The sequence below is a fragment of the Pedobacter gandavensis genome (genome assembly GCF_032677645.1).
Taxonomy (GTDB): Bacteria; Bacteroidota; Bacteroidia; order Sphingobacteriales; family Sphingobacteriaceae; genus Pedobacter; species Pedobacter gandavensis_A.
Genome location: NZ_JAVTSB010000005.1, coordinates 58,580 through 81,754 on the forward strand (window position 1 = coordinate 58,580; position 23,175 = coordinate 81,754).

Genomic DNA, 23,175 nt, shown 5'->3' on the forward strand with positions numbered 1-23,175 from the left:
GGCTTTTTCAAATTTATTTACTATAAAAATCGTATCGGATTTTGAAATTAGCCTTATTTATAGCTTTATTTGCAGAAAAACGTTCTGAATGGCGAAGAATTTATTAATAGTTGAGTCACCTGCAAAAGCTAAAACCATCGAAGGGTATTTAGGAAAAGATTTCCTTGTTAAATCAAGTTACGGACACATCCGGGATTTGGTTAAGGGGGATATGGGCATCGATGTGGATAATAATTTCGCACAGACCTACGAGGTCCCTGCCGATAAAAAGCATGTAGTAGCCGAACTTAAGAAGTTAGCCAAGGAAGCCGAAATGGTATGGCTAGCGTCCGATGAGGACCGTGAGGGGGAAGCAATTTCCTGGCACTTATTTGAGACATTAGGACTAAAAGAAAATAAAACCAAACGTATTGTATTTCACGAGATCACTAAGCCTGCGATATTAAAGGCGATAGAAAATCCACGTACAATTGATTATAACCTGGTAAATGCCCAACAGGCACGCCGTGTATTAGATAGATTGGTAGGTTTTGAACTTTCTCCGGTATTATGGAAAAAAATCAAACCATCTTTATCCGCAGGTAGAGTGCAGTCGGTGGCTGTACGTTTAATTGTAGACAGAGAAAGAGAAGTCAATAAATTTAATGCAACAGCAGCGTTTAAGGTATCTGCACAATTCGGCACCGGAACCGGTAAAGAAGTGGTTAAAGCAGAATTGCCACAGCGTTTTGAGCAGGAAGCCGATGCGGAGAAATTCGTGAACGACTGTATCAAAGCTGGATTCAGCGTCGCTAGTTTAGAAACCAGACCAGCAAAAAGAAACCCTGCGCCTCCATTTACTACCTCTACCTTGCAACAGGAAGCTTCCCGTAAACTGGGATATTCTGTATCGAGAACGATGCAAATCGCACAGAGACTGTATGAAAGTGGACACATCACCTATATGCGTACCGATTCCGTGAATTTATCGGAAACTGCATTACTGGCAGCAGCAGCGGAAATTAATTCTGCATGGGGCGAGAAATACCATCACCAAAGAACTTATAAAACAAAATCAGCAGGCGCACAGGAAGCTCACGAGGCCATCCGCCCTACTTATTTTAACCACCATAGCGTAACCGGCGACAGTTCAGAACAACGTTTGTATGAATTGATCTGGAAGCGTGCTATTGCTTCACAAATGTCTGAGGCGCAGTTTGAAAAAACGACCGCACAGATTGCTATCAGTACCCGCAAAGAGCATTTAGTTGCAGAAGGTGAAGTATTGAAATTTGATGGTTTCCTGAAAGTATACCTGGAATCCAGCGACGACGATGATATCGAAGATTCGGAAGACAGCAAAATGTTGCCTCCACTGGCTAAAGGTCAGGAATTAACGTTAAGAGAAATGAATGCAACAGAGCGTTTCTCCCGTCCGCCGGCAAGATATACAGAGGCCAGCATGATCAAGAAACTGGAAGAACTGGGTATCGGTCGTCCCTCTACTTACGCCCCAACAATTTCTACGATTCAAAACCGTGGTTATGTGGTGAAAGAAGATCGTGATGGTCGTCAGCGTTCTTTTACGTCAATTGTATTGGCCAATGGCGAAGTGAGCAAGCAGATTAAAACAGAAATTACCGGTGCAGAGAAATCAAAACTCTTCCCAACAGATATAGGTGAAGTGGTAAACGACTTCCTGGTAGAACACTTTAAGGGTATTGTCGATTTTAACTTTACTGCGAATGTAGAAAAGGAATTTGATGAGATTGCACAAGGTTTACAGGAATGGACAAAAATGCTCCACTCCTTCTATACCCCTTTCCACAAGGAGGTAGAAACTACTTTAGAAAACGCAGAACGTGCAAACGGAGAACGTTTACTAGGTGTTGATCCTGTTTCGGGAAAGAACGTATATGCTAAAGTGGGTAAATTTGGCCCATTGGTGCAAATCGGTCAGAATGACGATGAAGAGAAACCGCGTTATGCGAGTTTAGCTAAATCTCAATCGGTAGGTACAGTGACGCTTGAAGACGCTTTAGAGCAATTCAAACTTCCTTTCCAACTGGAAGATTACGAAGGGAAAGAAGTTTCTGTAGGTGTAGGCCGTTTTGGTCCATACGTGAAATGGGGAGATGCTTACATCTCTATTCCTAAAAATGAAGAGCCTTTATCGATAACCAGAGATCGCGCAATCGAGATTATTCAGGAGAAAATTACTGCTGATGCCCCTGTTGCACATTATGATGGCTTACCGGTCACTAAAGGTAAAGGCCGTTTCGGTCCTTTCATCAAATGGAACGACTTGTTCATCAACGTACCAAAAGCTTATAACTTCGAAGAGCTTTCTACCGCAGACATCAATGAGCTGATTGGTAAAAAAGTAGAGAAAGAGGCAAACAGATTCATCCAGCAATGGAATGACGAAAAAATTGCCCTTGAAAACGGCAGATGGGGACCTTTCATCCGTTTCGGTAAAGACATGCTGAAACTTGGTAAAAACCCGGCTACAGGTGAAAAATATACACCTGAAGATCTGGCTTCCGTTTCTCTGGAAGAGGTTAAAAAATTAATCGTTGAGCAGGTGCCAAATGCGTTTGAACCTAAAGTAACGAAGAAAAAAGCAGCAGCAAAAACCACTACTAAAGCGGCTAAAGCACCTGCAAAAAAGAAAACAGTAGCAAAGAAATAGAATGTAGGTAGCCCTACGGAGCATAATTATGAAAAAAGATCTCCCGGAGAATGTAGTAGAAGATGTTGCCATTGCTGTAGTATTGATCAGCGAAAGTCCTGAGTTTAAAAACTGGACGGTATATCTGGTGAACCTGAAAAATGACGTTTTAGAAAATGTAATGATCAGTTCTAAAGGTTACGGTGAAAAAGACGGCAGAAAAGTGCAAACCTCTGTATTACGCCATTCTCTGGGAAATGTGCTTCCACAATCCTTTGCGGGTGTAGAAGCCATTGCTCCGGAAGTACTTGGGCTAACCAACGAATATTGGTTAAGTTATTACCAGAACAATGTGATGTACGATAAGAAATTCATTTTTCTACCGGAAAGCATCGTTGATGAAAACCTAATCCATATTCCCCTGGTAGACAAACCGGGAGTAATGATAAAATAATTTCGGTTTACTTTCCGATGCCAATCCTTTTTGGTAATTTTCGTGTCCATCTTTACCTATAAGAACAGATACATGAAAATTACGCGAAAAGGATTTTTTATTGGCGGAGCTGCGCTCCTCATTATTGGCCTTGCCACCTTCTTTTTTCTCCGGAAGAAACCCGGAAACGAAGATAATCAGGCCTATGCCAAATACATAGATGCCTATACCTCAGGAACTATCTCCAAAAAAAGCAACATTACCATCAAATTAGCCAGTCAGGTGAAAACCATGGGCGATATTGGTTTAGCCGATGCCCGGGATCTGTTTAGCAGCTCCCCTTCCATCAAAGGAAAAACCTATTGGATTGACTCCCAAACTTTAGAATTCCGACCAGACGAACCACTGAAATCCGGAGAAACTTACGACGTAACCTTTCATCTTGATGAAGTTACGCAAACAGAAAAAGGTTTGGAAGACTTTGATTTCGATTTTAAAGTCATTAATCCGGGATTGGATCTGACCCAGGAAGGACTGGTTTCTCAGAACAATACTTCCCTGGATTACATGAAACTCAAAGGAGAAATCAACACAGCAGATCAGGAAGATCCAAAGCTAATTGAGAAATGTTTAACTGTAGACTTCCCTGGGGCTTTAAAAGTAAAATGGCAACATTTTCCAGCGAAAAACACCTCCAGCTTTACGATAGACAGTATTCCAAAAGGTAAATCAGAAGTCCGTTTAAGTTTAGACTGGAATGGCGACCCGATTAATGCGGGTAGAATGGGCCAGGAAGAACTGTTAGTACCTGCCAAAGGCGTTTTCAAAATACTGAACATGAAAGCGATTCAGGACATGGAAGACTTTGCATTGGTTCAGTTCTCTGAGCCGGTTAATGTTGGTCAGGATTTGAATGGACTGATCACCTTATCGCAATTGCAAAACCTAAGGTTTACGATTGATGCCAGTCAGGTTAAAGTGTATAGTCCGGATAAACTGGAAGGTAATTACGAGTTTACCGTTAATGAAGGTGTAGAAAACATCAATAATAAAACGCTGACTTCCGGCAAAGCTGCCAATATTGTTTTCGAGAACAAACTTCCTTCTGTAGAAATTTCCGGAAAAGGGACTATTCTTCCAAATTCAGGTAAACTGGTACTACCTTTTGATGCGGTCAATTTAAAGGCCGTTGATGTAACGATCATCAAGATTTACGAAAACAACATCCCTCAGTTTTTCCAGACCAATGGATTTGATGGAAATCAGGAATTGCGTCGCGTTGGTAGACCGATTGTGCAGAAGACCGTTCGCCTGGATGAGGATAAATCCTTGAACCTCCATAAGAAAAACCGCTTTACGCTTGATCTGGATAAGATTATCCGTACAGAACCGGGTGCCATGTACCGGGTAACGATTGGTTTTAGAAGTGCTTATAATCTTTTCAAATGTGCAGCAACGGAAGATACTGGAAAAGAAACAAATGAAGATGAATTTGGAGAATACGGCAGGAATAACCTGGACGAATTCGACGATTTCTGGTTGAGATATGATAATTATTACCCAAGTGGTTACAGATGGGAAGATCGGGATAACCCTTGTACCGAGTCTTATTACAGAAGCGAAAGGTTTGCCAGTCGCAATCTAATCGCCTCTAACATCGGTCTGATTGCGAAAAGTGGCAATGACGGCAGTATGCTGATCGTGGCTACAGACCTGCTAACGGCAAAACCATTGAGTGGTGTGTCTATAGAATTACAGGATTACCAACGCCAGGTTATTGAAACGGTGAAAACCGATGGCGATGGTATGATCATCCTCAACTTAAAAAGGAAGCCATTTTTATTGGTGGCCAAAATGGGCGACGAACGTGGTTATCTGAAAGTAAATGATGAAAACGCCTTACCATTGAGCAGGTTTGATGTGGCTGGTGATGTGGTGCAACATGGCTTAAAAGGCTTTATCTACGGAGAACGTGGCGTTTGGCGTCCCGGAGATTCCCTGTTCTTATCCTTCATTCTGGAAGATAAACTGAAGAAACTACCGGGTGCTTATCCGGTTACTTTTGAGCTATACAATCCTAAAGGGCAGTTGGTTAAAAGACAAATAAACGGTAAGCCTTTAAATGGATTTTACGCGTTCAGAACGGCTACAGAAAGCACTGCGCCAACAGGTAACTGGATGGCGAAGGTGAAAGCAGGTGGTGCGGTATTCTCCAAAACCCTTAAAATTGAAACGGTAATGCCGAACAGGTTGAAAATCAATTTCAATTATGGGAATCGTCCGTATCTGGGTTCTGGTGCCTCTTCTACGGCTATTTTATCGGCCAACTGGTTATTCGGAGCTCCGGGTAAACACCTCAAAGCAAAAGTAGATGTGAGTCTGAATACCATGAAAACTACTTTTAAAGGATATGAGGCGTATAGCTTCGACAATCCAACAGTAGTTTTCGAATCGCAGCTGAAAACCATTTTTGAAGGAACGCTGAATGAAAATGGTACAGCAGTGGTTAACACGAACATCAATGAAAACAACCTGGCTCCAGGGATGTTAAAAGCCAATTTCGCTATCAAGGTATTCGAAGCCGGTGGTAATTTTAGTATCGATAACTTTAGTATCCCCTACCATGTATATTCGGATTACTACGGAATTAAGACTCCGGAAGGCGACCGTTTAACCGGAATGTTGCTTACTGGTAAAGACCATAAAATAGACATTGTCAATCTAAACAGAGACGGACAACTGCTTGCGGGTAGTAAAGACGTAGATGTAGAATTGTATAAAGTGCAATGGCGCTGGTGGTGGGAACGTGAACAGGAAGATGCTTATGCAAATTTCACACAGAACTCTTACAATAAACTGATTACAAGGGAAAGTGTTTCCCTGCAAAACGGTAAAGGCAGTTGGAATTTAAGGATCGACGAACCGGAATGGGGTCGTTACCTGATTCTGGTTAGAGACCGTAAAAGTGGTCATGTAACCGGTAAATCGGTGTATATCGACTGGCCGGGATGGGCAGAACGCGAGCAAGGACAGAATCCTACAGAAGCTTCGATGTTGTCTTTTACGGCCAATAAAACCAAATTTAAAGTTGGTGAGGAGATCGTGTTAACGATTCCTTCCGGCAAAGATGGTAAAGCGTTGATCTCGATAGAGAACGGCAGCAGGGTGATCAACACCTTCTGGACGGACACTAAAGCCGGACAAACGCAGTTTAAATTTAAGGCAGAGAAAGGCATGACGCCTAATGTTTTTGCCAATATTACCCTGTTACAGCCACATGCTCAAACGGTCAATGATTTGCCAATCCGCATGTATGGCGTGATTCCATTGCTGATTGAAGACCCGGAAACGATCTTAAAACCGGTCATCAAAATGGCGGATAAGTTGAAGCCGGAAACGGAAAGCACCATCACCGTTAGCGAGCAGAATGGTAAAGCAATGACTTATACCATTGCTATCGTAGATGAAGGTTTGCTGGATTTAACAAGGTTTAAAACACCAGATCCTCATGCGGTTTTCTACGCCAGAGAGGGGTTAGGAGTTAAAACATGGGATCTTTTTGACTATGTTTTGGGCGCCTGGGGCGGTAATCTGGAAAGAATTTTAAGCATCGGTGGTGATGGTAGTGTCAACAGAAACCTGAACCCTGCTAAAGCAAATCGCTTTGTACCGGTAGTGAAATACATGGGGCCTTTTAGTTTGTCAAAAGGTGGCAGCACTACGCATAAGTTTAAACTGCCTCAATATATTGGTGCGGTTAGGGCAATGGTAGTCGCTGGTCAGGATGGTGCTTACGGTTCCACTGAAAAAAGTGTACAGGTGAAAAAACCATTGATGTTACTGGCAACGCTTCCAAGGGTGATTGGCCCCGGAGAAAGCTTTACCTTGCCAGCAACGGTATTCGCGACAGAGAAAAACCTTAAAAATGTAACCCTGCAATTGCAAGCCAGCAATCTGGAAGTGGTGGGTAGTAAAACGCAACAACTGGTATTTAAACAACCAGGTGAACAAATGGCGTATTTCGAGATTAAAGTTCCTGAGATCACGGGTATTGCGGAAGTAAAACTGATCGCACAGAGTGGCAAAGAGAAAATTGCCTACGATGTGGAACTGGATATCCGTAATCCGAATCCTTTTATCAGCAATGTGGTATCGGCAGTGATTGAGCCTGGCAATAGCTGGTCACAACCTTATGCGCCAATTGGCATGGCAGGAAGTAACTCCGGAAGTCTGGAATTGTCGGCCATCCCTCCCATTGACCTTAAAAAACGCCTGGGTTACCTGATGCAATATCCGCATGGTTGTGTGGAGCAAACCACTTCAGGAGTGTTCCCACAGTTGTTCCTCAACAAATTAACACCGCTTACGGAGCAACAAAAGACGACTACAGAACGAAATATCAAGGCCGGCATCAATAAATTACGTGCTTTCCAAACCGGAGACGGTGGACTGGGTTACTGGCCTGGTGCAACCAGTGCCGACGAATGGGGCAGTATTTATGGCGCACACTTCCTGATCGAAGCACAAAACGCCGGGTATAGCTTGCCTGTGGGTATTTTAGACGAACTTTTACGCTACCTAAAAGGTAAAGCTTCAAATTGGGCGCCTAACAGCAGCAATTTCTACGGAGCTGATCTTACTCAGGCTTACAGGTTATATACGCTTGCATTGGCTAAAAAGCCTGAAATGGCGGCAATGAATAGACTAAAGGCATTCCAATACTTGTCGGTACCCTCAAAATGGCGCCTGGCAGCGGCTTATCAGCTTGCCGGACAATCGGCAGCGGCAAACGGCTTAACCAAAGGATTGGCTATCGAGGTTCAGCCTTATCAGCAATTGGGCGGCACTTATGGCTCAGATTTAAGAGATGAAGCTATGATTTTAGAAACCCTGACTTTATTGGGTCGTAAATCTGAAGGTGCGAAGTTATTGCAACCGGTAGCTTCTAAATTAGGCACCAACGAATGGTATAGCACGCAAACTACGGCTTACAGTCTGTTGGCGATTGCGAAGTTCTGTGGCGCAAACACGGCTGCTAACAATTTGAAATACAGTTATATTGTTGACGGCAAAAAAGGAAGCAAGGATTCTAAAGATTTCCTGAATAGTATCCCTTTAAGCTTTAAAGCCCCTTATCTTTCCGTTACTAATACGGGTAACCGAGTGATATTTGCCCGTTTGATCTTGCAGGGACAACCTGCTGCCGGTCAGAATACTTTCCTTCCGGATAATCCGGAAGCTCTGGATATGAGCATCAGCTATAAAACCTTAAATGGCAAAGCAATTGATCCCTCGCTGTTAAAGCAAAGTACAGATTTCTATGCAGAGGTGACGATTAAGAATCCGGGTAAAATGGGCTATTATGAGCAAATGGCTTTAACGCAGATTTTCCCTTCCGGATGGGAAATTATCAATACCCGAATCAGTGATACCGAAAGTGCGATTGCTTCGTCCCCATACATTTACAGGGACATCAGAGACGACCGTGTCTTTACTTATTTTAACCTGAGGGAGAATGAAACGGTGACTTACAAAGTGTTGTTAAATGCGGCTTATATTGGTCGTTACTATTTGTCAGCGGTACAGTGTGAAGCGATGTATAATAATAATATTAGCGCCACTACAGCAGGTAAATGGGTACAGGTAATTAAATAGAATGTTTAAAAAAATATATGGAGAACCAAAACTACTGATCAGTGATTTGCTTTGTTTGCTTTTGCTGCTGTGGTTTTGGTTTTGCTTACCATCAAAGTTATTTTTAAGCCCTACTTCCTATGTGGTAGAGGCTTCAAACGGAGGTTTATTGAGTGCGGCTATTGCAAAGGATGGCCAGTGGCGATTTCCGGTTACGGATGCTATTCCGGTTAAGTTTCAGCAGTGTATTGTAGCTTTTGAAGACCAGCGCTTTTACCAGCATCCGGGGATAGATATTCTGGCGATGGCCAGAGCGATGCAGCAGAATTTTAAAGCCAAAGCAGTAGTAAGTGGCGGTAGTACGCTAACCATGCAGGTGATCCGCTTATCCAGAAAGGAAAGCAGAACGGTATGGCAAAAACTGATTGAGGTAGCGATGGCTATCCGATTGGAATTCAGCAATTCTAAGGAAGATATTTTAAAGTTATATTCAGCCAATGCCCCCTTCGGGAGTAATGTGGTTGGACTGGATGCGGCTTCCTGGCGCTACTTTGCACGTGGACCGGAAAGTTTATCCTGGGGCGAAATGGCTACCCTGGCAGTATTGCCAAATAGCCCTTCTTTAGTCCACCCAGGCAAGAATTCTGTGAAGCTGATCAAAAAGAGAAATGACCTGCTGGATAAAATGGCGGCTTTAAAAATCATTGATCAGGAAACGGCTAATCTTTCTAAGTTAGAACCGATTCCGGGGAAACCAATGGCTTTACCACAAAATGCACCCCATTTATTACAGCGTTTTAAAGCCGAAAGGCTGGAACTGGAGATTCCACAAACCAGAATCACTTCTACCCTCGATTACAATTTACAATTGAAGGTGAGTAATCTTTTGAAGCGCTATCAGAACCGCTATCGTGCGAACGATATCAATAACATTGCGGCATTGGTATTGAACGTAAAAACGGGTACGGTACAAAGTTATGTGGGCAATATTTATCAACCGGAAAACAAGGAATTGCAAAGTCATGTAGACATGATTAAGGCGGCCAGAAGTCCGGGGAGTACGCTCAAACCTTTGCTCTATGCCAGTATGTTAAATGATGGTTTTATCCTGCCCCGCACACTGATTCCGGATATCCCAACGCAGATTAACGGGTACTCGCCACAAAATTATGACCTGGGTTATGACGGGGCTATTCCGGCAGATCGTGCCTTGAGTCGTTCCTTAAACATCCCTGCAGTTAAGATGCTGCAAAACTATAAGTATCAGCGCTTTTATGATCAGCTGAAAAAGCTTGGTATTCATACTTTAAACAAACCGGCTGATCATTATGGCCTGTCTATTATTTTGGGTGGTAGCGAAGTTACGATGTGGGATCTGGCGAAAACCTATATGGGCATGGCGAGGTCTTTAAACCATTTTAACGAGTACCAGGGACGTTATAATCCGCATGACTATGATGCACCGGTATATGTGCAGCAAGCGCCTAAACCACGTTTGGCGCAGGATGATGCCCAGCTAACCGGGGTATTGGATTATGCTTCGATCTGGAACACGTTTAACGCCATGGAAGAGCTGATGCGTCCTGGCGAAGAAGGCCTTTGGGAGCAGTTCTCTTCCTCACAAAGGGTGGCCTGGAAAACAGGAACCAGTGTTGGTTCCAGAGATGCCTGGGCTGTTGGATTAACACCGGAATTTGTAGTCTGCGTTTGGGTGGGCAATGCCGATGGCGAAGGTAGACCGGGCTTAACCGGTGTAGATGTTGCCGCACCGGTATTGTTTGATATTTTCAGGGAACTCCCGAATGCCAAATGGTTTACTACGCCTAAACATCAGCTGATCAAAATGCGGGTCTGTAAACAAAGCGGTTATAAGGCTGGCGAATATTGTAAGCAAACGGTTGAAGAACTGGTGCCACCAGCGGCCGAAAAAACCAGTATCTGTCCTTATCACAAGCTGATTCACCTGAATAGAACGGCTACTTACCGCGCTACAGATGCCTGCGAGCCTACGGGAATGATGGTTCATCAGCCCTGGTTTGTGCTGCCTCCTGCCATGGAATACTATTATAAGATCAAAAATAGTGATTATAAGCTGTTGCCTCCATTTATGCCGGGTTGTGGCGATGCAGGTAATAACTTCGTCATGGAAATGATTTATCCGAAGGCGAATGCCCAGATTTATATCCCCCTGGAATTAGGTGGTGCCAGAGGAAAGGTGATTTTCAATGTATCGCACCGCAATAATAACGCGAAGATTTACTGGCATATTGACGAAGAATATATCGCAACTACGAAGAACTTTCACCAGCTGGCATTTAGTCCGGCACCAGGCAAGCATACCCTTACTTTAGTGGATGAAGATGGCGAAAGACTGGTTCAGTATTTCACCATCCTCAGTAAGGAGAAAGATTAGTCGTTTTTAAGCAGTTTTCTTTCGATACCGCCCATCGTAATCAGGTATTGAGCGATCATATAGGTGGCCATAATCAGGACGCCTGCAAAGTCGAATCCTTTAACAAACTTGTTGTAAGCAAGTGTAGCATCGGATACCAGGAAAAACAGGGCTCCAAAAAGGATGAGGTTAAAGCTCAAAACATTTACCCTTTGGTTTCTAAAAGCTGCCATCATCATCATTAAACTGATCACAAAAGTATAGACCATTACCGGAAGCTTCATATCGCCAAGGTGTGGTCTTAAATAGAAATAGAAGCCGATACTAAAGGCGGCACACAGGATAATGGCCAGCCTCGCTCCTTTCTTATCCAGCTCTTGTGCCGAGCGGAAATCCAGATAAAAGGCACTGATGTAAAGGACATGACCGATTAAAAAGGCCACTAAACCATACATAAAGAAGGCTGGGTTTTGCCATACAAACATCAGGAACACATCTCCCAGGAGTGCAAAAAACAATCCGGCAAAAAGGCGTTTATGGAAACGGCCGCTTAAATTGGTGCTTACACAGAACATCACCATCAGGGAAATGACAATACAAGGTTTGATGAAATACGTAAGGGTCGTATTTTGTTGGAATTCTGCGACGATCTGTAAAACGAAGATCAGGGCAAATAAGAGGTTAAACTTCAGGTATTTCTTCAGCATTGTTGTTCTTTTTTTGAAGGTTATAAAACCAGACTACCGAGCAGACGTTGAGGCCGGAAAATATGACCTGATATCCTATCGGAAAATCCTGTGACAAAACTATTAAAATCCCCAATACCAGACGAGCATATTCGAGTTTTACCTGCCATTTCTTTTCTTCGAGCAAAGCGGTACAGGTCACTAAGGTTAAAATCACGTAAACTACGCCTGTCCCCAGGGCTATTGGAGGCAGTTTGGCGGATAAAAACAGAATGGCTATGGCTGCTGCAAGGCCCAATACAAACTGAAATAGCACATAAGGCACTAGCTTTTGATGGTAGGTAGGATTGTATTTCTGATAGTTCACAACGTCTATTTCCGGAGCACTTTTAAAGCCCCCAAGATGTGTCGGGAACCAGCCCGGAGGTTTGATGAATACATTAATCTTATCAGCCCAGCGCGGACTTTGTTTGGCGGTATGCCAAAGTTCGTCCCAATAATGCACATTGGCCCATAAAGGGTTCCAACTGGCTAAAGGCGTGGTAATACCGTAGTACACATCTTCTTCTTCCTTTTGAAAAGTACCAAATAAGCGGTCCCAGATGATCAGCGTTCCTGCATGGTTCTTATCAATGTATTTAGGATTGGAACCATGGTGCACCCGATGATGAGATGGCGTGTTCAGGATATACTCTAAGGGGCCCATGCTTTTGATGAGTCTCGTGTGAATCCAGAATTGATATAAAGTATTGAAAGTGCTCAGGGTTAGAAACATCAGCGGATCGAATCCTAGAAATGCGAGTGGCAAATAGAACACCCAGGAGAACGCGCCCTGAAACCAGGATTGTCTGAGCGCTACAGTGAGGTTGTACTCCTCGGATTGATGGTGTACAATATGTGCCGCCCATAAGGCGTTAACCTGATGGCTCATGCGGTGAAACCAATAGTAAAAGAAATCGACACCGAGGAATAGTAACAGCCAGACCCAGATGTTCTGAGGCAGATCAAATAAGCGCCAGTGTTCGAAGATATACAGATAGCCGAAAAACACTGCTGTCTTCATAAAGATCCCGGTTACCTGCTGCCCTATTCCCTGACTCAGATTGGAAATAGAATCATTGAGGCGGTAGTAACCGAGCTTTTTATAGAACGACCAGGCCAGCTCAATTCCAATAAGGATGAAAAACACAGGGATAGACAATGCGATATAATCAACTTTCATAGAACTAATTTAATAAAATACACGATAAAATCTTTACCGTTAAAGTATTAAGTGAGAAACAAATTATAAACTGAGGCGTTATTCAGGTGGTTCATTATCGCTATATGTGTTCATTAAAATACTTAAAGTGTGCTTAACTTAATAATATTTCCATGAAAAATGAAGTACCAAAACAGGAAGAAGGCTCCGAAATGGACGTTTTTGAGAAAGTAACCTTCAAAGATGAAGCCAGCGCTAAGGCGTTTTATCCGGTAGTCCGGGAACGGTTACTGGAGGTTTATAACTGGGATAAATGGTGTGGGTTTCCTACGGCTACGTTTACCCTGACCGATCCTTTTGGAAAAGAAATCAGGAGGCAGGTGATGGAAGGTGATTATTTAAAAATCAATATCCCCGGGCCGGGAACCACAAAGGGCGATGGATTTGACTGGGTTGTGGTAGAATGGATCCGCGAAGAGCAATCGCCGGCAGGACAAATGATTGCGATCCGGGTTAGACCTGCGGCGAATCCTTTACATCCAGACACAGAAACTGCTCATTTCTTCAAAGATAAAGCTACTTCTACTTTTAAGGTCTATAGAAAAGGAATGGAAGTTCATGCGGAAGTACATGGCAGAAATGAGGTGCCAAATTCAGAAAGTGCCGTATTAATCAATAATGTTAGAAATGTGCTTGTGGGTTGGATGGCTAAGATAGGATTCTCTTATCCACAGTGGAAAAGCCTGGTTACCGGCTTGTTAGACATAAAAAAGCAGGGAGTATAATTCGCATTATATTCCCTGCCCTATATGGATCTACTCTAAAAACAGAGTTTATAGACTGTAAAAAGAAAAAAGCTATTAATAGCTTTTCTCTGTACGGTTATTGCGTTTAAAGCCACCACCGCCTCCAGCGCCACCAGTACCTGGTTTCTCTTGAGCTTCAGCAACTTTAATTCTATTACCGTTGTAATCGCCACCGTTCATGCGTTTGATTGCTTCTTTTGCCTCTTCTTCTACCGGCATTTCCACAAAACCAAACCCACGACTCTGACCAGTTTCGCGATCTTTGATAATTCTAAGTGATTTTACTTGACCGAAATCACCAAAAACGGCTGTTAATTCATCTTCCCCTACTTCTAACGGAAGGCCTGTAATAAATATCTTCATTAATGTTTAAAAATTTGCACAAAGTTAAGCATTTTTAGCTTAAATTCCAATGCTAGTGTCAGTTATAAGTATAATTATCTAATGTCCTTTCAAACAGTCCGCAGTTATTTTTTGTTTTTAATGCAAGGAAGTATTTTAAATAAAATTGGTTTTTATCGCTTTCCTGACGTTTAAATGAAGGTTAATAAAAGTCAACCCGCTCATTATGTGCAAAGAACAGTGCTTTTCTGACTGCATAAAAAAACTAAAGAATTTTTGATTGTTAAATACTTTAAGTAATCTTACGCTGTAAATTATAGCCAATTTCTTTTCAATGATATGAGATTTTGTGCGATGGCGCTCGCTGGTTTTTGCTTAATTTTAAGCGTTTTCTTCGCTTACTCCCCTACTTATGCTCAGATTTCTGCCCAAAAAGGGAAGATTTCCATGTGGAAAGATTCAGATTTAACGCATAGTCCCGATCAGGCTTATCAATATGCTTTATCCGGAAAATTTGCGACTTTAAAGACCGGAAATTACAATATCGGCTTCACTACTGCCGCTTATTGGTTGTTGTTGGAGCAGCCTGCTTACCCGGATAGCCTGCTGCTGGTTTTGGGAAATGCGCATTTGAATGATATTCGTTTTTATGAAATTGTAGCGGAAAAACCTGTTTTGAAATACCAGACCGGGGATCATTATCAATTTAGTAAACGACCTGTCCCAGATCCATTTTTTATTTTTCCCCTTGCTCCTGCTCCGGAGCCAGGGGTTGTAACGCAATACCTCATCCGGATTGATAAACACAATGAGTCTTTGCAACTCCGTGTCGACTTGATGACGATTCCTGAATTTTACACCCAGCTAGCGAAAAAGAACCTCATTAATGGTGTTTTATCCGGGATGGTCTTACTATTAGTCATTTATGGTTCTTTTCTGTTCCTGACGGTTAAAGACCCTTTATACCTCTTTTATGTAGGGTATTTGCTGGCCACCTGCTTATGGTTGCTGGCAGATCAGGGCTATGGTTATCAATATCTATGGCCGGATTTCCCTTATTTTGCCAGTCGCTCCAGACCGGTGTTCAATTGCCTGATGAACATTACCGCCTTACATTTTATGCAGGTCTTTATTGAACAAAACACTGAAAAACGAGTATTTAAAATAATTAAAGCCTTAAAATGGACTTTTCTCTCGCTGGCCTTGTTGTTTTTACTTCCATTAAGTACGCTGGTTTACGGAAAATCGGTCTACTTCCTTTTGTTGTTACTGTTGTTTTTAAATGTAATGAGCACCTTCTTGATGCTATGGAGTGTTTCTGAGCGCATCAAAGCTGGTTATAAACAAGCCTGGTTTTACCTCGCTTCTATTTTCCCATTGCTGTTTTTCGGAATATTGGAAGTATTGGTGCATGCTGGTGTTTCAAAAATGCCCATGGCCTTTCTTGCAGGTTTTGGAATTCAAACGGCACTGATCATTCAAACGATCATCCTAACCTTCGGCCTTGCCTATCGCTTTAACAGTTATCGGCTGGATCGGGAACAATTGTTACTGGCTGTAAACAGGGAACAGCAGGAAATGACCAGCCGGATATTGGAAAGTCAGGAAACAGAGCGTCGAAAAATCTCCGATCAGTTGCACGATGATATCGGAACCACGCTTTCTATCGCCAATTGGCAGGTTAATGCGGTACTGAGCGACGAAGAGGCCTTAACAGAGAAGGCAAAGATGAATCTGGAAAAGGCTGCGGAAGCTTTACAAATGGTATCCGCCAAGATCAGGAGATTAGGACATAACCTGAGTCCATGGGCGATCCAGAAATACGGATTGAATAAGGCGGTAACCGACCTCGCTTATCAAATTAATGTTTCTGAGCAATTGGCCCTGGAGTATGCGATTTTCGGATTTGAATCCTGCGGGCATTACCCGCTTTCCTTCCTCAATGAGGTGTACCGGATCATTCAGGAGTTGGTTAACAATATTCTAAAACATGCCGGAGCGCGCCATGCTTATCTGGAACTGATAGAGCATGAGGATCATATTAGTATCATTGTGGAAGATAACGGAAAAGGAATAGACGATAGTTTGTCTATGCGCTCTTCCGGTATCGGTTTGGAGAATATCCTCGGGAAAATCGCGCATTTCCATGGTCAGATGGAGATCAAAAGAAAATCTGAACACGGTACGATCGTGGTGATCCGGATTCCTTTACCCTAAGTCTTTCTTAAATAGTCCTATTGTTCTCTCCCAGGCAAGTTTTGCAGCGGCTTCATTGTACCTTGTTGGAGAAGTATCGTTGTTAAAAGCATGGTTTACGCCTTCGTAAATAAAGAGTTGGTAAGGGATGTGATTTTCTTTTAGTGCGGCTTCGAATTCTGGTATGCCGGCATTAATTCTTTCGTCGAGGCCTGCGTAATGAAGCATCAGGTCTGCTTTGATCATGGGCACGTCTGCGGTTTTTGGCTGCGCACCGTAATAAGCAACAGCAGCTTGTAAGGTAGGATCGTTTACAGCTAGTTTATTGGCCATTCCTCCTCCCCAACAGAAACCTACACAACCTACTTTTCCATTACCATCGGGATGTTTTCTTAAGTAATCCAGTCCGAGGAGGTAATTTTGCAACGTTTCTTCCGGATTTAACTGTCCGATCAGCTCTCTTGCTTTGTCTTCATCCGCGGGAGTGCCCCCAAAAGGAGACAATCCGTCTACTCCGAGTGCTAAAAAACCTTCAGCAGCGACCCTTTTTGTAACCGCTATGGTGTGCGGGTTGAGTCCGCGGTTTTCATGAATAACCAGTACGGCTCCTAAGTTCTTTTTCCCTTTTGGTTTAGCCAAAAAGCCCTTCATCTCCCCCTTAACACCTTTATAAGTAATATTTTCTGTACTAATGTTCTCTTCATTTACTTCTGCAGCACTGGCATAGTTGTTTTCCAGCAAAGGCAATACAGTGAGTGCCATAGCGGTACTGCCTGTTAAAAGCGCCAGTTTTCTGAGGAAATCTTTCCTGTTGATGTTGCTATGGGTATACTGATCGTAAAGATTGATGATTCTTTGATCCATAATGATAAAATTTTAAACCGTTAAACTGATTCCAATATAAGAATTTTTGTGAGTTAAAAGGGGTTTTTCAGGGCTAAAGAAGGTCATAGTACGCTGATCCTAAGAAAAATAGGTCTCGCTTTAGCTATATTTTACCGCATAAAGATTAAATTGGATTAATGTTTGTATCCTACTGAGGATCAACTCTAATTATTAACCGCGTATCAAAAATGAAAACCATGAAAAAAGTACTTGCATTATTCACCATGTTGAGCTTCTTTGTAAGTTTAAGCATGGCTCAAACTGCAGCAACTGCTACAGCTACTAAACAAAAAGCGAAAAAAGAAGTAAGTAAAACGGCTACCGACGCAGCAGCGCAAAAGAAAGAAGCAGCAGCGGCTAAAAAGGAGGCGGCTGCAGCTAAGAAAGCAGCAAAGGCCGAAGCGGCAACAGCAGCAGCATCGGGTGCTAAATTAAAAAAGGATGGCACACCGGATAAACGTTACTCGGCAGCAGCCAAAACAACTGCAACAGAAACTAAAGCGGCAGCAGTCACTAAAAAAGAGGCCGCAGTAAAAACAGTAACGGCAAATACGCCGGGTCTTAAAAAAGATGGTACGCCAGACAAACGTTATAAAGCGGCAGCAACAACAGCACCAGCTGCGGCGACAACGACTACCAAAGCAGCCACCACTAAAGGAGCAGCAGCAGCAGCAGTTAAAGATTACAAACCTACCGTAGATAGAAGTATTAAAGGACCAAACGGGGAAGAAATTCTAACCGGCCCAAGAGGTGGTAAATACTATATCAACAAAAATGGCAATAAGACTTATGTGAAAAGAGAAGGATAATTCGTAACAGGCTAAAAAATATAAAGGCGACAGGAAAAAATCCTGTCGCCTTTTCTATGTTTTGTAAGATCGTTTTAAATGAATCTATGCGGTAAATCAGATTAACCTACGCGGTAAACGTTGAATTTATCGTTTCTAACGGCTTGTCCTTTGATGTGCAATCCTTCACCTTTGTTGTTTCTTGTTGCTTTGATGATGAAAGGTTCATCTGATGCCTGTGCAGCTTCATAAGCCAGTTTCAATCTGTCGATATAAGTATCGGCATCTACTCTCCACTTTTTATCCTGATACATGAAATAGGCAAAAACGTTCCTTGTTTTTCCTTTTAGTTTTCCATCTAATCTGATGTGCGCCACATTGGCTTTCTTTAAAGGTTCAACAGCTTGTGTATAAAAGTCAGTGAAAGTTTCGAACGTTGGTATGATATTGATAGTGCTCATGTATTCTTTTTTCTTCAAAAATACATAAAATCTTTTGATCAGACAGAAAGCCGTTAATTTATCCGGGATATTATTTGCTCCCAACGCTTAAAACTGGATTTTATGATACATAACCAGATTAAGTTTTGTTTTTTGGTATCAAAATTGTATCCTTGCTTGTAAATCATAAAGCAGTTGACGGTTGATTTAGGGTCTTAAATCAAAGAATTTATAACAAAATTGTAATTTTTGTTTTAAAAAGTAATATATTCAAACTTGTAGGACCCTAAGTTTTGTTTTCTGTGTTTATGATCTTAGCTTTGGGAAGTTTTTGACTATTTTGACAAAATTGTCAAAAAGAAAAACGATTTAACGGGAGAAATTATTCAATACAGAGCTAATGATTTTTCGATCAAACCGACAAACATCAACAAAATAGCTCCGTGATCTAAACATACAGTACTAGCATGCGCAAAAAATTACAAGATAGGATAGCCGCTTTTAAAGACGCTACAGCAATCAAGGAAAGAGGCTTATACCCATATTTCCGGGCCATTGAATCAGGACAGGATACAGAAGTGGTTATTGATGGGAAGAAGGTGTTGATGTTTGGCTCCAATTCCTATCTGGGACTAACTAATCACCCGAAAATTAAAGAAGCATCGTAAGCTGCTATTGATAAATATGGAACGGGTTGTGCTGGTTCAAGATTCTTAAATGGCACATTAGACATACACATCGAACTGGAAAGAAGACTTGCTGCTTATGTAGGCAAGGAAGCTGCGGTACTTTTTAGTACTGGTTTTCAGGTAAACCTTGGTGTGATCTCTTGTCTTTTAGATAGAAATGATTACCTGATCCTGGATGAATATGACCACGCTTCTATCATTGATGGTAGCCGTCTTTCATTTTCAAGATCTATTAAATACGCCCATAATGACATGGACGATCTTCGTAAGAAATTAAGTCGCTTACCGGAAGATGCCGCTAAACTTATTGTTGCAGACGGTATTTTCAGTATGGAAGGTGATTTAGTGAAATTACCGGAAATCGTTAAAATTGCAGAAGAATTCGGTGCTAACATCATGATGGATGATGCGCACAGTTTAGGTGTAATCGGTGTGAATGGTGCAGGTACTGCTTCGCATTTCGGTTTAACTGATCAAGTTGATTTAATCATGGGTACTTTCAGTAAATCGTTAGCTTCTCTTGGTGGTTTCATCGCCGGTACAGAAGAAACTATTGAATATGTGAAACACAGAGCACGTTCATTGATGTTCAGTGCAAGTATGCCTCCTTCGGCTGTTGCCAGTGTAATCGCAGCTTTAGACATTATTGAAGCAGAACCAGAACGTATTGACCAATTATGGGCAAATACTAATTATGCTAAAAAACTATTATTAGAAGCTGGATTCGATATCGGTCATACCGATAGCCCAATCATTCCGGTATATATCAGAGACAACGACAAAACTTTCATGATCACCAATATTTTAAGTAATAACGGTATTTTCGTGAATCCAGTAGTTTCTCCTGCTGTACCTTCTGATGCTTCCTTAATCAGGTTCTCATTGATGGCAACACACACTTTCGCGCAGATTGAAGAAGCGGTAGACAAAATCTCCCGTGCAGCTAAAGAAGTGGAATTAACTCCATCTCAGATCGCCATATGAAAAACATCGTTGCTGTAAACGAGAAGAAACAGCTGGCATCTTTTATTGATTTCCCGCACGATTTGTATAAAAACGACTCGAACTATGTTCCTGAACTTTTTATCGCGCAACAGGATATGCTTACCCCTGGTAAGCATCCTTTTCATGAGCACTCTACTTTACAGCTTTTTCTAGCTTATGAAGGGGATAAAATCGTTGGAAGGATCGCCGCTATTCAAAATAATAACCACAACAAAATCAATGGAACAACGGAAGGTCATTTTGGCTTTTTCGATTGCATCAATGATCAGGAAACCGCTCAACTATTGGTTGATGCTGCGGCAAAATGGTTAAAAGAAAGAAACATGACCAGCATGATTGGTCCGGTTAATTTCTCTACCAATGACATTTGTGCCTTGTTAATTGAAGGTTTTGATGGGCCACCGGTAGCGATGATGCCTTATAATGCGCCTTATTATCAGCAATTGCTGGAAAATACAGGTTTAGCTAAAAAGGTAGATTTAAGGGCTTATAAGTTTATTGCCGGTGATTACAATGACCGTTCTTTAAAGCTAACAGAAGCGATTCGTGAACGCTTGAAACGCAATAACATCATCATCAGAAAGATCAATATGAATGATTTCTGGAATGAGGTGGTGAAAGTTCGCGAGGTATATAATGGCGCATGGGACCACAATACAGGTTTCGTTCCGGCAACAGATAAGGAGTTTCATTATCTGGCAAAGGATTTGAAAATGATTGTAGACCCTGATTTTGTCTATGTAGCAGAGCAGGATGGTAAAATGGTAGGTATTTCTTTATCTATTCCGGATATCAACCAGGCTTTGATTAAGATCAAAAGAGGTCGTTTATTACCTTTCGGTATTTTCAAATTGTTGTGGTACAAACGTAAAATCAAAGGTTTACGGATCATGGCTTTAGGCGTATTAGACGGTTACCGTAAAATGGGCATTGAAGCTTGTCTGTATGGCTTAACGATTAAGACTTTCCAGGAAAAGAAGTTTGATTATGCAGAAGCTTCCTGGACTTTAGAACACAACACGATGGTAAACAGCGCTATTGAGCAAATCAATGGTAAACTTTACAGAAAATATAGAATTTTCGAGAAGTCAATATGATAAAAAAGGTATTAATTACCGGTGCAACAGGATTTGTTGGTTATCATTTGATCGAAAAAGCATTAGGAGCCGGACTGGAAGTGCATGCAGCAGTCCGTCCGGGTACTGATAAGTCTCATTTGAAAGATTTTGACATCCAATATACTTCATTGGATTATACTTCCGTAGAGCGCCTTAAAAGCGCACTGGAAGCTGGACAATATCATTACATCATCCATGCCGCAGGGATTACCAAAGCAAAGACCAAAGATGCTTACAATAAGGTCAATGCGGAGTTTTCCAAAAATCTGGCGCTAGCTGCGAGTACAGCTAATATTGACCTGCATAAGTTTGTTTTTGTGAGTAGTTTGGCGGCTATCGGTCCTTTAACGGATTTATCTGCTGAAATTCAGGACGACTCTCCGGGTCATCCGGTTACCAATTACGGCGCCAGCAAATTATTGGCAGAGCAGTATTTAGCGGCTATTCCTAACCTTCCTTTAATGGTAATCCGCCCAACAGCGGTGTACGGGCCAAGGGAAAAGGATTTATTCATCTTATTTAACACGATTAACAAAGGATTAGAACCTCATATCGGTAGCTTCCAGCAACAGCTGAGTTTCATTTATGTGAAGGATCTGGCTTCGGTAATTGTGAAAGCACTTGCTTCTCCCCTTGTTGGGAAAAGCTATAATGTGTCTGACGGCCATATTTATAGTCGCTATGCCTTGGCAGATGTGATTAAAAAGGCGCTGAATAAGAGGACCATTAAGTTTCATTTGCCGGTTTCGGTAGTGAGTTTTATGGCTACGATGATGGATGTTTTCTACGCAAAGAGCAAAAACACCCCAACTTTGAATAAAGAAAAAATGGCCGAACTTACTGCCATTAACTGGGCATGTAATATCGGCCATTTAAAAGCTGATTTAGGTTTTGAACCTGTCTATAACCTTGAAAAAGGCTTAATAGAAACTGTCAGCTGGTATAAAGATAATAACTGGTTATAGTCTTGTAATTTGGTGCTTGATTAAAGCGCCACTTTAGATGCTAAAAATGTAAGGTACTTTTGATCATCTTCAAACAGTTCTTTACCTTCTAACTTATAAGCATGGTGCAGGTAATCTGTAGCATGCTTTTCTTCACCTAGCTCCAGGTAACATTGTCCCATACGCAATAATACGAATGCATTAGGTTCTTCTTCCCCATAAATCTGGTAAGCACGGTGCAAATGATCCAAAGCTTCTTTGTACTTTTTCTCTGCAAAGTATGCATCACCAATAGAAGCTGAAATCCATGCAGTAGCTTCCCAATCATCTTGTGGCGCTGGTAATACCGCTAAAGCTTTCGTGAAAGCGGCAATTGCTCCGGCATAGTTTTCCTTGTCCATCTCAGCATTTCCTTCTTCACAGTACTTGTCTAAAAGCTCATGCTCTTCTTCGGTAAGCTCCAGTTGCTCCTCGTCTTCATTAGGCACAAATGTTTCTTTGAAAAGAATAAATTCAGGATCATCCATTAAGGCGATTCTCAGGTAGTCAGAATTTTCATCGATGAAAATCTTGCTGCCTTCTTTCTCATAAGCAATCAGAAAGTTCGCTCTTGCATTGTCCAGATCTTTCAAAGCATAATAAATTGCTCCGGTAGTGAGGAAATGACGCGTAGAATGAATCTTTTCATGAGCCATTTTTTCTTTCAGATACCCGGTTTCTTCCAGGAAGAAAGGCAAGGCTTTTTCTAAAGCTCCGGTCTGCTCATAAAAAGAATAAATGCTGTCGAGCACTACTCCTCCTACACTACTGTTTTCCTTAGGTCCAGTGATGGAACTATTGATCTCCATTAACAATTGTTCCGCGGCATCAAAGTTTGAAGCCTCCGTTAAATCATAAACCTGGTCAATCTTATTGAAAAACTCTTCCTCTTGTTCGGCGTTAAAATTCCCTTGTGTAGACATATTG

At 42.0% G+C, this 23,175-nt stretch carries 17 protein-coding genes; 11 read left to right on the forward strand and 6 right to left on the reverse strand.

Translation table 11 applies throughout. The annotated features are described in order from the left end of the window. Positions 1 to 88 precede the first annotated feature (88 nt). From topA to pbpC, 4 genes are all read left to right on the forward strand, one after another. The gene (gene topA, locus R2Q66_RS09705; protein WP_316748299.1) at positions 89 to 2,671 is read left to right on the forward strand and encodes a type I DNA topoisomerase; all 2,583 of its coding nucleotides are present in this window, start codon (positions 89 to 91) and stop codon (positions 2,669 to 2,671) included. Between the two features lie 28 nt (positions 2,672 to 2,699). Further along, on the forward strand, positions 2,700 to 3,104 hold the full coding sequence (locus R2Q66_RS09710) for a hypothetical protein (protein WP_316748301.1): 405 nt from the start codon (positions 2,700 to 2,702) through the stop codon (positions 3,102 to 3,104). A gap of 72 nt (positions 3,105 to 3,176) precedes the next feature. Then, a complete protein-coding gene (locus tag R2Q66_RS09715) occupies positions 3,177 to 8,738 on the forward strand; it encodes an MG2 domain-containing protein (protein ID WP_316748303.1) in 5,562 nt (1,853 codons plus the stop codon). A 1-nt stretch (position 8,739) separates the two neighbouring features. After that, the gene (gene pbpC, locus R2Q66_RS09720) at positions 8,740 to 11,130 is read left to right on the forward strand and encodes a penicillin-binding protein 1C (protein WP_316748305.1); all 2,391 of its coding nucleotides are present in this window, start codon (positions 8,740 to 8,742) and stop codon (positions 11,128 to 11,130) included. Here the strand turns inward: pbpC and R2Q66_RS09725 are convergent. Continuing rightward, positions 11,127 to 11,816, reverse strand: a complete 690-nt coding sequence (locus R2Q66_RS09725) for a lysoplasmalogenase (protein ID WP_316748308.1) — start codon at positions 11,814 to 11,816, stop codon at positions 11,127 to 11,129. The two genes, pbpC and R2Q66_RS09725, sit on opposite strands and share 4 nt — an antisense overlap. Continuing rightward, entirely contained in the window at positions 11,791 to 13,017 is a 1,227-nt protein-coding gene (locus tag R2Q66_RS09730; protein WP_316748310.1) for a sterol desaturase family protein, read from the reverse strand. Before R2Q66_RS09730 ends, R2Q66_RS09725 begins: the two co-directional genes overlap by 26 nt. Before the next feature lie 152 nt (positions 13,018 to 13,169). Between R2Q66_RS09730 and R2Q66_RS09735 the strand changes: the two genes are divergently transcribed. Further along, positions 13,170 to 13,781 carry a hypothetical protein gene (locus tag R2Q66_RS09735; RefSeq protein WP_316748312.1) on the forward strand — a complete coding sequence of 204 codons (612 nt, stop codon included), beginning with the start codon at positions 13,170 to 13,172 and terminating at the stop codon, positions 13,779 to 13,781. A gap of 75 nt (positions 13,782 to 13,856) precedes the next feature. Here R2Q66_RS09735 and R2Q66_RS09740 read toward each other — a convergent pair whose 3' ends face one another. Next, the gene (locus tag R2Q66_RS09740) at positions 13,857 to 14,165 is read right to left on the reverse strand and encodes an RNA recognition motif domain-containing protein (protein WP_062548794.1); all 309 of its coding nucleotides are present in this window, start codon (positions 14,163 to 14,165) and stop codon (positions 13,857 to 13,859) included. Between the two features lie 318 nt (positions 14,166 to 14,483). On the opposite strand from R2Q66_RS09740, the gene R2Q66_RS09745 reads away from it, so the two are divergent. Then, the gene (locus R2Q66_RS09745) at positions 14,484 to 16,361 is read left to right on the forward strand and encodes a 7TM diverse intracellular signaling domain-containing protein (RefSeq protein ID WP_316748318.1); all 1,878 of its coding nucleotides are present in this window, start codon (positions 14,484 to 14,486) and stop codon (positions 16,359 to 16,361) included. Here the strand turns inward: R2Q66_RS09745 and R2Q66_RS09750 are convergent. Then, positions 16,353 to 17,204: a dienelactone hydrolase family protein gene (locus R2Q66_RS09750; RefSeq protein WP_316748320.1), complete on the reverse strand. Its 852-nt coding sequence runs from the start codon at positions 17,202 to 17,204 to the stop codon at positions 16,353 to 16,355. The genes R2Q66_RS09745 and R2Q66_RS09750 overlap by 9 nt on opposite strands. A gap of 218 nt (positions 17,205 to 17,422) precedes the next feature. Here R2Q66_RS09750 and R2Q66_RS09755 point away from each other — a divergent pair, with 218 nt between their 5' ends. Beyond that, positions 17,423 to 18,034: a hypothetical protein gene (locus R2Q66_RS09755; protein ID WP_316748322.1), complete on the forward strand. Its 612-nt coding sequence runs from the start codon at positions 17,423 to 17,425 to the stop codon at positions 18,032 to 18,034. Positions 18,035 to 18,135: 101 nt separating this feature from the next. Here the strand turns inward: R2Q66_RS09755 and R2Q66_RS09760 are convergent, their stop codons facing one another. After that, positions 18,136 to 18,474: a hypothetical protein gene (locus R2Q66_RS09760; RefSeq protein WP_316748324.1), complete on the reverse strand. Its 339-nt coding sequence runs from the start codon at positions 18,472 to 18,474 to the stop codon at positions 18,136 to 18,138. Positions 18,475 to 18,920: 446 nt separating this feature from the next. On the opposite strand from R2Q66_RS09760, the gene R2Q66_RS09765 reads away from it, so the two are divergent. Genes R2Q66_RS09765 through R2Q66_RS09780 form a run of 4 tightly spaced genes read left to right on the forward strand, consistent with a single transcriptional unit; the run spans position 18,921 to position 22,230 of the window. Further along, a complete protein-coding gene (locus R2Q66_RS09765; protein WP_316748326.1) occupies positions 18,921 to 19,121 on the forward strand; it encodes a hypothetical protein in 201 nt (66 codons plus the stop codon). Between the two features lie 6 nt (positions 19,122 to 19,127). Beyond that, complete coding sequence (locus tag R2Q66_RS09770; RefSeq protein WP_316748784.1) at positions 19,128 to 20,126, forward strand: aminotransferase class I/II-fold pyridoxal phosphate-dependent enzyme; 999 nt, start codon at positions 19,128 to 19,130, stop codon at positions 20,124 to 20,126. Further along, positions 20,123 to 21,244 carry a hypothetical protein gene (locus R2Q66_RS09775; RefSeq protein ID WP_316748329.1) on the forward strand — a complete coding sequence of 374 codons (1,122 nt, stop codon included), beginning with the start codon at positions 20,123 to 20,125 and terminating at the stop codon, positions 21,242 to 21,244. The genes R2Q66_RS09770 and R2Q66_RS09775 overlap by 4 nt, the downstream gene beginning before the upstream one ends. Then, positions 21,241 to 22,230: an NAD-dependent epimerase/dehydratase family protein gene (locus tag R2Q66_RS09780; RefSeq protein ID WP_316748331.1), complete on the forward strand. Its 990-nt coding sequence runs from the start codon at positions 21,241 to 21,243 to the stop codon at positions 22,228 to 22,230. The genes R2Q66_RS09775 and R2Q66_RS09780 overlap by 4 nt, the downstream gene beginning before the upstream one ends. A gap of 20 nt (positions 22,231 to 22,250) precedes the next feature. Here R2Q66_RS09780 and R2Q66_RS09785 read toward each other — a convergent pair whose 3' ends face one another. Then, positions 22,251 to 23,171 (reverse strand): tetratricopeptide repeat protein, encoded by a 921-nt coding sequence (locus tag R2Q66_RS09785; RefSeq protein ID WP_316748333.1) that lies wholly within the window; start codon positions 23,169 to 23,171, stop codon positions 22,251 to 22,253. Positions 23,172 to 23,175: the final 4 nt, after the last annotated feature.